Below are 13,328 nucleotides of genomic sequence, written 5' to 3' on the forward strand. Positions count from 1 at the left end.
TTCCTCGGGGCTGACGGCAGGCACGCAGCCGACATGGTCGACAGTGTCCATGCATCCAGATTCGGTGCTAATCGCTACTAACATAATCCGCCTTATTCCCATGGTGTCAATGGGTTGTCAGCTGAAGACGTCGCGCTAAGGTTGTCTCACCTATGGCACGGACACCACCCGGCGGTAAACGGCCGCGCGCAAGCGACAAACGGCCACGTGACCGCAAGACGCAGCTCGCCGCCGTCGCGGCCGAGCTGTTCCGCGGCCGCGGATACCACGGGGTGGGGATCAACGACATCGCCGCGGCGGCGGGCGTCACCGGGCCCGCGCTGTACCGGCACTTCAAGGACAAGCAGGCCATCCTCGCGCACGTGCTGCGGGCGGGCCTGGACGAGGTCGAGGCCGCCACGGACGCCGCGTCGCCGGACGGCGAGGCGCCGTCACCGGACCAGGTCGCCACGCTGCTGGCCGAGCTGGCCGCCAAGTCGGTCGAACGCCGCGACGCCGCCGCGCTGTGGCGCTGGGAGGGCAGGCACCTCGACAGCGAGACCCAACGTGACCTGCGGGAACGTTCCGGCGCCATGCTCGCGACGTGGACGAAGGTGCTGCTGCGGGTCCGGCCCGAGCTGCCGCCCGAGGACGCCGAGCTGCTGTGTTGGGCGGCGCTGTCGGTCTTCGGCAGCGTGTCCGTGCACCGCACGAGCGTGCCGAAACGACGGTTCGAGACGCTGCTCGTGGACATCGCCACCCGGGTGCTCGACACCGACCTGCCCGCCCCCGACGACACCGGCTCCGCATCCCCCGCCGGTACTGCGCCTTCCGCCGGTGCCTCCGCCCGGGCCGCCACGGCCGGTGGGTCCGCCCCCGATCCGCTCCCCGCACCGTCGCGCAGGGAACAGATCCTCACCGAGGCCACGGAGCTGTTCGCGGCCCACGGGTTCAGTGCCGTGAGCATGGACGACATCGGCCGCGCGGTCGGCATCGCCGGGCCGAGCGTGTACCGGCACTTCCCCAGCAAGGCGAGCCTGCTCGGCGCCATCGGCCGCCGGGCCGGTGACCGGTTGCTGCTCGCCGCCGAGGACGCGCTGCGCTCCGACGGCCCGTGGCCCGCACTGCACCGGCTCGCCGAGTCCTACGTCGCGACGCTGACCGGCCAGCCGGAACTGCTCGTGTCGTTCTCCGTGGACCGGGTGCACATCGACGAGCGCGACCGCCCCGAACTGCTGCGCATCCAGCGCGAGTACGTGTCCCGCTGGGTCGGCCTGCTGGAGGCCGCGCGCCCCGAACTGGACACCCGCGAAGCGAAGATCACCGTGCACGCGGCACTGACGGTCGCCAACGACCTCACCCGGACCCGCCGGGTGAACCGCAGGCCCCACCTTCCGGCCGAGCTGGTGACACTCATGGGCACCGTCCTGGGCGAGCACACCCGCAAGCGGGATGCGGCGGAAACCGGTCCGGCCGGACCCTGACGCCGACTCCGGGACGGCCACCGGAGTCCGGTCAGAAGTTGCCTTTCGCCGACCATCCGCCATCGACCGGGTAGACCACACCGGTGAGGAACGACCCTTCCCGGAACAGGTACGCGACCATCGAGGCGGCCTCCTCCGGTTTGCCCAGCCGGTCCACGATGTGTGCCGCTGCGTTGGCCTGCTTCATCTCCGGCGTGATGTCGCCGAGAATGGGCGTGTCGATGGTTCCCGGTGCGATGGCGTTGATGAGGATGCCCGCGTCGCCGTACTCGTAGGCGGCCTGCCGGGTCAGGGCCGCCACGCCGCCCTTGGCCGCGCTGTAGGAGGCGAGGTTCGGCAGCCCTCGGAGCGCCGCGAGCGACGAGATGTTGACGATGCGCCCACCACCCGCCTCGATCATGCTCGGGATGACCGCCCTCATTCCCAGCCACGGCGCCTTCAGGTCCGTGTCGACGACGTAGTCCCAGCCCTCCTCGGTGAGCCCGACGACCGTGTCCGAGCTGACCATGTTCACCACGCCGGCGATGTTGGCGAGATGGTCGATGCGCCCGTGCCGGTCGAGCACCCCGGACACGGCCTCGCTCCACCCCGAGGCCGACCGCACGTCGAGCGTGACCGCCTCTGCCTTGCCGCCGTCACCTTCGATCTCGGTGACCGTTGCGCTTGCGTCCTGGATGTCCGCGCAGACAACGTGCAGCCCGTCGGCCGCGAGCCGCCGCGCCGTCGCCCGCCCGATTCCCTGTGCCGCTCCGGTGACCAGTGCTACCGGCATGGTCGACCTCCTCGAGGTGCGGGTCCTCGTCGGTGAGGACCGTTCGCCCCAGAGGGAACTCCGCACGGTGCGGGCCGGTCCACCGTCGCAGGGGCCTGCCCGATGTAGGTCCCGACAACGGAATCCGACAACGGAACCCAGCTACCGGCGTCCCGGTCACCATCCCGCAAGGTCGAGAATCTGGAAGGCGAACCGCGCCTGCAGCAAGCAGTCGAGCCCGGTCGGGTCGCGATGCACGAGCTTGCGGATCTTGCCGAGCCGGTAGCGGATCGTGTTCTCGTGTACGCCGAGTTCGGTCGCGGTCGCCTGCACCTTGCCCTCGGTGGTGACGAACGTCCGCCAGGTGTCGATCAACGTGTCGTCGCCGCTTCCGCGCAGCGGGCGGATGAACTCGTGTGCGAAGTGGACGGCCTCTTTCACCCGCCCGGTGGCCGCGATGACGCGGAACAGGCCGAGCTCATCGGCCGTCACCACCCCGCCCTGCCAGCCGAACGAGCGCGCGAGCTCGTCGATCTCCCGCAGTTCGCGGTGTGCCAGCGGGAAATCCTCGGGACTTCGGCACACGGCCGAGATCGCCGCCGCACGCACGTTCAGCCGGGGCGCGAGCTCATTACGCACCGCGGCGACGGCCATACGCAGGTCCTCCGGCGCGCCGGCCTCGTCGAGCGGCACCAACGCGATCACGGCTCCGGGCAGGCTCACCGCGGGCGGCGGCGGGGCGGAGAGTTCGCGGGCGAGCTGGTTGCCGACGAGTTTGCGGCCCGCCGACACGCTGACGTTCTGGTCGGCCGAATCGAGGGAGAACCGGACCAGCACGTGGGGCTGCGACAGGTTCACCCCGAACTGCGGCCCGCGCCGTTGCAGCTGTTCGGCGTCGCGCTCGCGGTGCAGCAGGTCCGACAGGAAGTCCTCCCGTGCCTGGCCTTCTGCCTCGGTCTGCCGACGTTCGGACAGGACCTGCAGCGAGAGCACCGTCGCGCCGTGCTCGGCGAGTTTGCTGTCGCGTCGTTCCAGTCCTCGGCCCACCTCGACGATCGCCAGGTAGCCGCTCGGCCTGCCCTCGATGATGAGCCTGCACATCAGCTGCCTGCGGCCAAGTCCGAGAGCCGGGGTAGGCGGCACGACGGCCGAGGGACAGTCTGCGCTCAGCCCGGCCAACGTACTGCGGACCGAGGGGATCTGCCGGATCCGCGACGACAGCACCGGCGGTTGGTCCATCTTGAGCGCCTCCGGCGCCGACCACGCCAGGACCCGGAAGTCCTCGTTGTAGAGCACCACGGGTTTCGCCGACAGCTCGCCCAGCAGCTCGACGACCGTCTGGATGCTCGCCCCGTCCAGTACGGCGCCCGTCAGCCGGCGGTGGACGTCGGCGAAGTACGCGAGCGTGTTCTTCTGCCGCGCCACCTCGGCGGCCTTGCGGGTCAGGTCGGCGTTGAGCATCGCCTGCCGCAGAAACAGCGCGCCGAGCCGCGCGAACAGCTCGGCCAGTGCGACGTCGTCCGAGGTGTAGGCGTGCTCCTGATCGAGATTGTCGACGAAGACGAGCCCGATGACCTCGTCGTCGAACACGAGCGGCACGCCGAGCATCGCCCGCACCCGCCAGTGCTCCATCGTGCGCCGATGCGGTCGTGGATCACTCGTGACGTCGCTGATCAGCACGGGAGCTGCGGTGTCAATGACCTCGCGACTGAACCGGTCACCTTGGATTCCCGCCTCCTGCGCCTGCACGGCAGCGGAGATGTCGCCGTCGCGTTCGCAGTAGCCCGCGGCGCCACGGAACCGGCCGTCGTCGCGGCGCAGGTACACCGAGCAGCGCATCACGCCGAGCAGATGGCACAACTTCCTGCCGAGCAGACCGAGCAGGCCTTCCAGCTGGGTGGTGGTGATGGCCTCGGTCGTGATCTCGCTGAAGGCGGCGATCACGTCGCGTTCCCGACGGCCCCCGTCCGGTGCGCACGAACCGGGCCAGGCCGGGTCGGCTGGGCTCACGGGCGGCAGGGCGGACGCCGTCGAGTCACCCATGAAGACCGCCTTCGTCGCCGGAACGCCGGTTCTCCCCCTCCCATTACGTTGCCGTACGCCTGCTGCCCGGGTCCATACCCACGACGGGGTGCACCCGGTCGCCTGCCGGTTCGTGCCCCATGCGGGTCTGTTTCGTCCGCAGATACCGGACGTTGTGCGGCGTCTCGGTCACCGGCAGTGACACCCGGCCGACGATGTCGAGTCCGTACCCGTCGAGTCCGCTGTACTTGGCGGGGTTGTTGGTGATCAGCCGCAACCGGCGCACTCCCAGGTCACCGAGAATCTGCGCGCCGACCCCGTAGCTGCGTGAATCGACGGGCAGTCCCTGCGCGAGGTTGGCGTCGACCGTGTCCATCCCCTGCTCCTGGAGCGAGTACGCGCGGATCTTGTGCGCCAGACCGATGCCTCTGCCCTCGTGCCCGCGGAGGTAGATGACCGCGCCACAGCCCTCGTCGGCGACCGCGCGCAGCGCCTGCTCGAGCTGGGCCCCACAGTCGCACCGCAACGAGCCGAGGATGTCCCCGGTGAGGCATTCGCTGTGCACCCGCACCAGCGCACCCGACTCCGTCCGGCCCGCCTCGGCGACGTTGCCCTTGACGAGCGCCAGGTGCTCGGTGCCGTCGATCGTGGAGCGGTAGGCGATCGCGCGGAACTCCCCGAACTCGGTCGGCATGGTCGAGCTCGCGACCGGCTCCACCAGGTGTTCGGTCGCGCGCCGATAGCGGACCAGATCGGCGATGTGCAGCAGCACCAGACCGTGGTCGGCCGCGAACCGTTCGAGTTCGGGTCCGCGCAGCATCGCGCCGTCGTCGGCGACCAGTTCGCTGATGACCGCGACGTCCCCGGCACCGGCCATGCCGACCAGGTCCACGGCCGCCTCGGTATGACCCGCGCGGACCAGTACGCCGCCGTGGCGGGCACGCAACGGGAAGATGTGCCCGGGCCTGCGCAGCTCGTCCGGGTGGGCGCCCGCGTCGGCGAGTGCCCGCACCGTCGCGGCCCGGTCGGCGGCCGAGACGCCGGTACCGGTGGCGACATGGTCGACGCTGACCGTGAAGGCCGTGCCGTGCCGGTCGGTGTTGTCGCCGACCATCAGCGGCAACCGCAGCTCGTCGGCCCGGTCGGAGGGCATCGGGGCGCAGACGATACCGGTGCAGTGGCGCACGATCAGCGCCATCTGTTCCTCGGTCAGCGCACCGGCCGCTGCGACCAGGTCGCCTTCGGCCTCCCGATCGTCGGCGTCGACCACGACGACCAGCTCGCCCGCCGCAAGCGCCGCGACGGCGTCCTGCACCGCCTCGCTCGGCGACGACCGTGTCTTCCGTGTCATCGCCCGCCTCCCTCCGTCGTGGTGTGGGTCCCGAACTCCCGGGCGTGGTATGTGAGTGGCGGCGTGTCCGTCCGTTCCGCCGCGGTGACGAGGCCGAGTGCGATCACGTGGTCGCCGCCCTCGACCAGGCGGTCGACCCGGCAGGCCAGCCAGCCCGGCACGCCCTCGAGTCGCGGCACGCCACCGGAGAGGTTCCAGGTCACGCCGTCGAACTTGTCCCTGCCCTTACCCGCGAACCGGACCGCCAACTCGGACTGGTCGCTGCCCAGCACGTTCACCCCGAACGGAGTACCGGGTTCGAGCAACGCCAGCAGGTCCGACCGCAGGTCGAGCGCGGCCAGCACCATCGGCGGCTCCATCGACAGCGAGGCGAATGCGCTGACGGTCGTCCCGTGCGGGCGCGGCGTGCCTGCCGGGGAATCGCCGGGCAGGGACGCCGCTGCCGCCGGATCGACGGCCGTCACCACCGACACCGGCGTACAGACTCCCGCCATCACGTCCCGGAACCGTTCGCCCAGCGGAACCTGCCGCTCGGCCATCGTCGTGTCCACTTGCGACTCCCAGCTCCTCGACACGTGGTCGCCGGGCACGGGCACGGGCGGCTCACCGCACCCGGCGACCACGCGGTCCTCACACCCCGGCCGGGGTCTTCGACGTCATCTTATGCAGCTCAGGGACCACCTTCTCGCCGAACAACCTCATGCTGGCCTCGGCCTTGTCGAGCGGAAGACCGCCGAAGCAGAACGCCGCGTTGGCCATGTAGTCGCCGACGAGGTCGCGCCGCGCCGCGTACTTCTCCACGATCTCCTCGGGCGTGCCGTAGACGTTCGCGTCCACATAGGCGCTCGCCGCGTTCTCCATGCCCGCCTCGCGGATCATGTCGGCACCGACCTGATATGCCTCGTACCCCTTGGTCTCACGCCAGTGCGAGCCCGCGAAGTCGTAGTGCTTGATCACCGAGAGGAAGTACTGCGAGATGTGCTCGTGGGCCAGGCGCTTGGCCTCCTCCGGGTCCTCGTGGCAGTACACGAAGTCCTGCAGCAGCGGCGGCCCGGGCTCGGTGCCGTGCGCCTCGCGGTGCAGCCCTCGCCAGCGTTCGACCGCCTCGACGTGCTGCGGGAAGTCGTACTGCATGAACGTCATCATCTGGGCGCCGAGCTGGGCCACCGCGGGAATCGAGTCCGGGGACATCGCGACACCGAACAGCCTGCCCTCCCACGACCGGTTGCCCTGCGCTGGCCGCACCTTCACGCGCGGCTGCTTGTAGTAGGGGCCGTCGTTCTCGACGTAGCCGCTGCGCAGACCGCGGATGACCATCTCGGCGGCCTCGTCGAAGCGGTCGCGCGACTCGTTCATGTCGACGCGGAAACCCTCGTACTCCATCTTGGCCAGTCCGCGGCCCATGCCGAGCAGCACGCGGCCGTTCGACATGTTGTCGAGCATGGTGGCCTTCTCGACGACCCGCAACGGGTCGTTCCACGGCAGGATCACCGCGCCGGTGCCCAGCTTGATGCGCGAGGTCTGCCCCGCGAGATACGCCATGATCTGCAGGTTGTCGGGGCACATCGAATAGTCGTCGAAGTGGTGCTCGGCCGACCACACCGAGTCGAAACCGTACTTCTCGGCGTCCACACCCATCTGCAACTCGCGGGTGAACACCTCTTCGTCACTGATGTTCTCGAACCAGTTCTGGAAAACCAGAAGCATACCGACGTCCATGTCGAAATCTCCCTAATGGTTTGGTGGGCGGGCCCGTCACGGCGCGACGAAGATCGCCCGCGTGTGCTCGGTGTCCAGGAATTCCTTGACGCTCGCGATCCGACCGTCACGCACGACGAACAAGAAGTGGTAGAGGTTGTTGTAGACCCGGCCGTTCTTCAGCTCGGTGTACGATTCCGTCTCCACTGCGACGCGCTCGCCCTGGGCCGTCCAGGCCAGCGGCGTCAGCGTGATCGCGCCGGTCACCGTCGACGAGGCGATCCCGGCGACCATCTCACCGAACTCCTTCTTGCTCTTCGTCCCGGAGATCCCGTCGATGTTCCCCGCGACCCACCACGTGGCGTCGTCGGTCAGATACGACAGGATCCTGTCGACGTCGCCCGACGAGAAATCCGTCATGAACGATGCGACCAGTTCCTTGTTCTTCGCCTCGATGGACTCGGCGACACTTCCGGCAGTCATATGCAGCTCCTCGTTGAACGCGTCACGCCGGACTCGGTGTTGACCCGCGCCCGACGCTAGTGACCGCGCGAGCTCGGGGAGAACGGTCAGTTCCCGGTGCCGTTGGAGTCCGGCACAACACCGGAGCCCCGGCCTCCCCCGAACGTGGCCAGCAGACCACCGTCGACGGGCACCGTCGCGCCCGTCATGTACGTCGAGCGGGCGACGGCCGCGATCACCTCGGCGATCTCCTCCGGCCTGCCGGTGCGGCCCGCGGGGATCGTGTCGACGATGCGCTCCCGTGCCTTCTGCGTCAGCCCTGCCGTCATGTCGGTGTCCACAAAACCGGGGACGACGAGGTTGACGCGGATCCCCTTCGGGGCGAGTTCGACGCTCAGCACCTGGGTGAGGCCGCTGAGCCCCGCTTTGGCCGAGCCGTACGCCACGTCACCGGGAAACCCGCGGAATCCCACGACCGCCCCGACGTTGACGATCGCCGCCCCCGGCCGCAGTACGGGCACGACGGCCCGGCACACGTCGAACGCGCCGGTCAGGTTTGTCGAGACGACCTCGTCCCACGCCGACCGGTCGAGAGCGTCGACCCGGCCGCCGTGGTGCACGCCTGCGCTGTTGACCACGACGTCGATCGAGCCGTAACGCTCGAGCACCGTGTCGACTCCTCTGCGCACCGACTCGGAATCGGTCACGTCGGCCTTCACCTCGAACACCCGCTCGGGATGGGCGGGCGTTCTCGCGGGCGCCGACCGCGAGAAGGTCGCCACCGTGTCGCCCGCCGCGGTGACGTGGTCGACCACCGCCCGGCCGATACCGCGCGAGCCGCCCGTCACCAGCCACGTGCTCATCGGTTCAGGAACCCGGTCAGCTCGGCGAGGTAGGCGTCGCGGTCCTCGAGGAACGGGGCGTGCCCACACCCGGGGAAGGACACCAGCCGCGCGTCCGAGCACAGTTCGACCGCCGCCTCGGCACCCGAGTGCGCGGTGAAGCCGTCGTCCGTGCCGTGCAGGAAGAGCGCGGGCGCGGTCACTGCGCCGAGCGTCTTACGCTGGTCGATCTCGGCCAGGTCACGCAGCGAATCATCGCCGCACGGTCCCATCTCCAGGAACATTCCCCAGAGCCAAACCACGACCTCGTCACCGACCGGCTTGGCACACACCGCACCCGCCACGCCCTTGAGAGTGGTCGCCCGGTCGGCGGCGAGTCCGTCGAGGACGCCCTGCACGTCGGCCACCGTCCCGCCGTGCGGCCAGTCCGATGTGGACGTATACCGCGGGGTGGCACCGCCGGTCAGGACGAGGCCGCCGAGGTTCTCACCGAGCCGCGAGGCGGCGTCGACGACCACCGCACCGCCGAGCGACCAGCCGTTGAGCACCGGACGCCGCAGCGACAACCGTTGGCACAGCAGGGCGACGTCGGCGCCGAGCGCGGCGATCGACACGTCGGAGAAGTCGTTGTCCGACCTGCCGCACGCGCGCAGGTCGACGATCACGACCTCGTGACCCGCCGCCCGCAACGCGGGAGCGACGGTGTCCCAACAGCGGCCCGTCGCGCCCCAGCCGTGCACCAGGACCACCGGAGTTCCGTCCCCCTCATGGTGTTCGAAGTAGATCCGGCGACTTCCCTCGACCTCGAGATATGCCATGAGCTTCACCCTTCTTTCTCGCCTGCGACCGTCAACCGGCCGCCGTCATCTCCTCCCGCAGCGCGCGGGGCACCACCGGCGGCCGATCCCGGAACCGGGGCATCACGTGTTCCGCGAACAGCTCCATCGACCGCAGAACCTTCTCGTGTTCGAGCCCGCCGAACCGCATCCAGCAGATGAGGTGCTGCAGGCCGGTCTCCTGGTAGAGCGTCTCGATCTCGCGGATCAGTCCATCCGGATCGCCCGCATAGACGACGCCGCTCTCACGCATGCCCTCGACCGTCGGGCCGCCCGCCTCGTCGGAGGTTGCCGCCAGTTCGGCGTAGCGCTCGTACGTGGCGGGTGTGGCAGGTCCGCTCGGGATGAGGTCGAGAACGGTGCGGTAGTACCAGGACAGCGGCCCGGCCACGTCGGCGATCGCCTGCTCGGCGGTCTCGGCCAGATGGATCTGCCAGTTCATGGGGAAGTCCAACGACAACGGGTCCCGGCCGGCGTCGACGAGCCTGCGCTTGAGGTCGACGATAAGCCTGCTCAGCTCGGGTAGCGTCGTCAGCGTCGGCGTGACCAGTGGGTTGCAGCCGGTCGAGGCGACGAGGTCGAACGTCTCCGGGCTGATCGAGGCCACATACATGGGCGGTGTCGGTCGCTGCACGGGCGTAGGCCTGCAGTCGACCTCGTGGATGTCGAAGTGCGCACCGTGGAACGAGAACGGACGTCCCGGGGGTTTGCTCCACAGCCCGCGGATGATCTCCAGCGCTTCCCCGAACACCGCACGGCTGACGGCCTGCCGGTCGCCGACGCCCATGTTGTGAAACTCCCCCGGCTGGTAACCGCGACCCACACCGAAGTCGAGCCTGCCGCCCGAGAGCACGTCCACCATCGCGTAGTCCTCGGCGACACGCACCGGCCAGTCGAAGGTCAGGTTGCTGACGGCGATACCGATGCGCATCCGGTTCGTCCGCTCGGCGACGGCCGCGGCCGCCACCTGCGGCGACGGCATCGAACCGTAGTCGCTGCCGTGGTGTTCGGCGAGCCAGACCTCGTCGAAACCCAGATGTTCGGCGTACGAGATCTGCGCCAGCATCTCGCGGTAGGCACGGGTGAAGTCGTGGTCGGGGCATTCGAGCACGTAGAACACGCCGAACCTCATGACCGCCCCCGGCCGTCCGCAGCCGGCCCCGCGGCAACGGCCCTGCCCGCGGGGGCATGCTCGCCTGCGCCGGCCCCGCTCGTGCCGACACCGCCGGTACCGAGCGCGCCCCGGTCTGCCCGGTCACGCAGCGACGTCTTGTCGAGTTTTCCGACGCTCGTGCGCGGCAGCGCGTCGACGGCGATCACGTCCTCGGGCACCCACCAGCGCGGTACCTGCTCCCGCAGCCACTCCCGGACCTCGCCCACGTCGGTGTCCGCACCACCGGCGAACACCACGAACGCGAGCGGGCGTTCCTGCCACCGTTCGTGCGGCACCGCGACCACGGCGGCCTCGGCGACGGCCGGATGAGCGGTGAGCGCCTCCTCCAGCGCCACCGAACTGATCCATTCGCCGCCGCTCTTGATGAGGTCCTTCGCACGGTCGACGATCTCCAGGTACCCGTCGGGGTCGATGGTCGCGATGTCGCCGGTGCGGAGCCAGCCGTCGGCGAAGCTCTCGGGGTGCTCGTCCCGGAAGTAGGCGGTGGCCACCCACGGCCCGCGGATCAGCAGTTCCCCGCGCGACACTCCGTCGTGGGGGCGGTCGCGCCCGTCGTCGTCGACGAGCCGCCAGCGCAGTCCGGGCAGCAGCCTGCCCTGCTTGCGGATCTGCGCCCTGCGCGCGTCGGGGTCGTCCTCTGTGGCGGGCAGCGGACGCGAGAAAGTGCCCATCGGCGAGATCTCGGTCATCCCCCAGCCCTGGAACACCGGCACGCGCAGCTGTTCCTCGAGCGAGCGCACCAGGTCCTCGGTCGGCGGTGACCCACCGAGGACGAGCGCCCGCAGGCTGCCCAGGTCCGCACCGGTCCGTGCGGCCTCGGCCAGCAGGTCGACCGCGACCGTCGGCACCATGCCGGTGTAGGTGACCCGTTCGGCCTCGACGGCCCGCGCGATGCCGGGCGCGGCGGGACGGGGGCCCGGCAGCACCTGGTTCGCGCCCGTCATGAGGGCGGCGAACGGGATGCCCCAGGCGTTGGCGTGGAACATCGGAACGACGTGCAGCACCGTGTCGCGTTCGCTGATCGCGTGCCCGTCGACGAGGCACGCCGCGAAGGTGTGCAGGTACAGCGCACGGTGCGAGTAGCCGACGCCCTTAGGGGAACCGGTCGTGCCGGACGTGTAGCAGAGCGCTGCCAGGTCGTGTTCGCTCACGGCGGGTGGATCGGCCAGCGGAGACGCGGACGCGATCAGATCCTCGTAGTTCAGTGTTCCCGGCGCGTGGCCGTCGGTGACGACGACCGTCATGTCCGGGCGCGCGTCCCGTGCTCGTTCGACTCCGGGCAACAGGTCCGTGTCGGCGAAGAGCGCCCGGTCGTCGGCGTGGCCGAGGATGTAGTCGAGTTCCGCCGGTTCGAGCCGCAGGTTGACGGTGTGCAGCACCGCACCGGCGAGTGGTACCGCCAGGTACAGCTCGAGGTGGCGGTGGTGGTTCCACGCGAGCGTGGCCACCCGATCGCCCGGCCGCACGCCGAGTTCACGCAGCGCTCCGGCCAGGCGCACGACCCGCTCGTGGTAGTCGCGGTAGGTGTAACGGTGTGTGGACTCGCTCCCCGAGTACTCCACGATCTCCTTACCCGGGAACGACGCGCGCGCCCGGTGCAGGAACTCGGTGAGCAGTAACGGCGAGTTCACCGCGCCCCGCTCTCCGCGGCCGCGCCCGCAGGCGCCTCCGCCGCCAGTCGCCGCCTGACCTCCGGCATGACCTTCGTGGCCAGCAGTTCGATCCGCGCCGAGCCGCTCTCGACCGACTCCCCCGGCAGCTGGGCCCAGAAGTGCACGTCCTTGATCTGCGGCCGGGCGCGGAGCAACGCGGTGAGTTCGTCGACCGCCGTGGTGGGATCCCACAACTGGAACGCGCCGGCCGCGACGATCTGGTCGGCGTCGGCGAACTGGGGTACCTGGTCGGGTGGGCCGAACGCGCCCCAGGAGATGTAGTTGTTCAGCTGGTACAGCGCGTGTTTACCGATACGCGCCCATTCCCGTTCCGGGTCCTCGGCGATCACGGTCCACTGGCCCGCGTAGATCTCGGCGTCGGCGCTGGATCCACCGATCCGGTCGAGTGCGTCCAGATAGGACTCCTGGTGCGGGTTCTGTGTACTGAGGAAACCGTCGGCGATGCGCGCCGCACGTTCGATCGCGGGTTCGGCCAATGCGCCGACGAGCAGCTTCGGCGTGCGCTCCGGCACGGGTGTCACGCGCACGCCCGGCAGGCGGAACCGCTTGCCGTTGAACGGGGTGTCGTCACCGGCCCAGGCCCGCCGGATGAGCGCCACGCTCTCCTCGAGCAGGCTCGGCCGGTACTTCAGCTCGCGTTCGAACGCGGCGAACTCGGGGGCCCAGTAGCCCTGGCCCAGTCCGAGGTCGAACCGGCCACCGGTGAGCAGCGACAGCGTGGCCGCGTCCTCGGCGAGCCGGACGGGATTGTGCAGCGGCGCCACGATGAGGTTCGTGCCGATCCGCAACGTCGACGTGCGTTCCCCGATGGCCGCGGCCAGTGCGAACGGCGACGGCGTGTACCCGTCCTCGACGAAGTGGTGTTCGGTCAGCCAGGCCGAACCGATGCCCAGGCTCTCCGCCCACGCGATCTGGTCGAGGACCTCGCGGTAGAGGGTGCTGAACGGCCGGTGCCATTGCGGCGGGTTACGGAAGTCGTACCAGAGCCCGAAGGTGCAATCGCGGTTCGTGTCCACGTCGTCTCCTTTGTCGACGTTTCCTGCCGACCTCGACGGT

12 protein-coding genes are annotated in these 13,328 nt (G+C 69.8%); 1 reads left to right on the forward strand and 11 read right to left on the reverse strand.

The window, feature by feature from the left end:
• Nucleotides 1-152: 152 nt before the first annotated feature.
• Complete coding sequence (locus LY13_RS12650) at nucleotides 153-1,463, forward strand: TetR/AcrR family transcriptional regulator (RefSeq protein WP_253828598.1); 1,311 nt, start codon at nucleotides 153-155, stop codon at nucleotides 1,461-1,463.
• A 31-nt stretch (nucleotides 1,464-1,494) separates the two neighbouring features.
• Here the strand turns inward: LY13_RS12650 and LY13_RS12655 are convergent, their stop codons facing one another.
• The 11 genes from LY13_RS12655 to LY13_RS12705 all read right to left on the reverse strand — a co-directional run bounded on the left by LY13_RS12655 (nucleotide 1,495) and on the right by LY13_RS12705 (nucleotide 13,288).
• Nucleotides 1,495-2,235: an SDR family NAD(P)-dependent oxidoreductase gene (locus LY13_RS12655; protein ID WP_253828599.1), complete on the reverse strand. Its 741-nt coding sequence runs from the start codon at nucleotides 2,233-2,235 to the stop codon at nucleotides 1,495-1,497.
• A 156-nt stretch (nucleotides 2,236-2,391) separates the two neighbouring features.
• A complete protein-coding gene (locus tag LY13_RS12660) occupies nucleotides 2,392-4,257 on the reverse strand; it encodes a GAF domain-containing protein (protein WP_253828600.1) in 1,866 nt (621 codons plus the stop codon).
• Nucleotides 4,258-4,300: 43 nt separating this feature from the next.
• A complete protein-coding gene (locus LY13_RS12665) occupies nucleotides 4,301-5,587 on the reverse strand; it encodes a bifunctional 3,4-dihydroxy-2-butanone-4-phosphate synthase/GTP cyclohydrolase II (RefSeq protein WP_253828601.1) in 1,287 nt (428 codons plus the stop codon).
• Nucleotides 5,584-6,138 carry a flavin reductase family protein gene (locus LY13_RS12670; RefSeq protein ID WP_253828602.1) on the reverse strand — a complete coding sequence of 185 codons (555 nt, stop codon included), beginning with the start codon at nucleotides 6,136-6,138 and terminating at the stop codon, nucleotides 5,584-5,586. Before LY13_RS12670 ends, LY13_RS12665 begins: the two co-directional genes overlap by 4 nt.
• 79 nt (nucleotides 6,139-6,217) lie before the next feature.
• Nucleotides 6,218-7,306 carry an LLM class flavin-dependent oxidoreductase gene (locus LY13_RS12675; RefSeq protein WP_253828603.1) on the reverse strand — a complete coding sequence of 363 codons (1,089 nt, stop codon included), beginning with the start codon at nucleotides 7,304-7,306 and terminating at the stop codon, nucleotides 6,218-6,220.
• Nucleotides 7,307-7,342: 36 nt separating this feature from the next.
• Nucleotides 7,343-7,768, reverse strand: coding sequence for a nuclear transport factor 2 family protein (locus tag LY13_RS12680; protein WP_253828604.1), 426 nt, complete (start codon nucleotides 7,766-7,768; stop codon nucleotides 7,343-7,345).
• 86 nt (nucleotides 7,769-7,854) lie between these two features.
• A complete protein-coding gene (locus LY13_RS12685) occupies nucleotides 7,855-8,610 on the reverse strand; it encodes an SDR family NAD(P)-dependent oxidoreductase (RefSeq protein ID WP_253828605.1) in 756 nt (251 codons plus the stop codon).
• Nucleotides 8,607-9,407 (reverse strand): alpha/beta fold hydrolase, encoded by an 801-nt coding sequence (locus tag LY13_RS12690; protein ID WP_253828606.1) that lies wholly within the window; start codon nucleotides 9,405-9,407, stop codon nucleotides 8,607-8,609. The genes LY13_RS12685 and LY13_RS12690 overlap by 4 nt, the downstream gene beginning before the upstream one ends.
• Nucleotides 9,408-9,438: 31 nt before the next feature.
• A complete protein-coding gene (locus LY13_RS12695) occupies nucleotides 9,439-10,557 on the reverse strand; it encodes an LLM class flavin-dependent oxidoreductase (RefSeq protein WP_253828607.1) in 1,119 nt (372 codons plus the stop codon).
• Nucleotides 10,554-12,230, reverse strand: a complete 1,677-nt coding sequence (locus LY13_RS12700) for a long-chain-fatty-acid--CoA ligase (RefSeq protein WP_253828608.1) — start codon at nucleotides 12,228-12,230, stop codon at nucleotides 10,554-10,556. Before LY13_RS12700 ends, LY13_RS12695 begins: the two co-directional genes overlap by 4 nt.
• Nucleotides 12,227-13,288 (reverse strand): LLM class flavin-dependent oxidoreductase, encoded by a 1,062-nt coding sequence (locus tag LY13_RS12705; RefSeq protein WP_253828609.1) that lies wholly within the window; start codon nucleotides 13,286-13,288, stop codon nucleotides 12,227-12,229. Before LY13_RS12705 ends, LY13_RS12700 begins: the two co-directional genes overlap by 4 nt.
• Between the last annotated feature and the right edge of the window lie 40 nt (nucleotides 13,289-13,328).

Origin of the sequence: Prauserella aidingensis (assembly GCF_024171865.1) — a bacterium.
Taxonomy (GTDB): Bacteria; Actinomycetota; Actinomycetes; order Mycobacteriales; family Pseudonocardiaceae; genus Prauserella; species Prauserella aidingensis.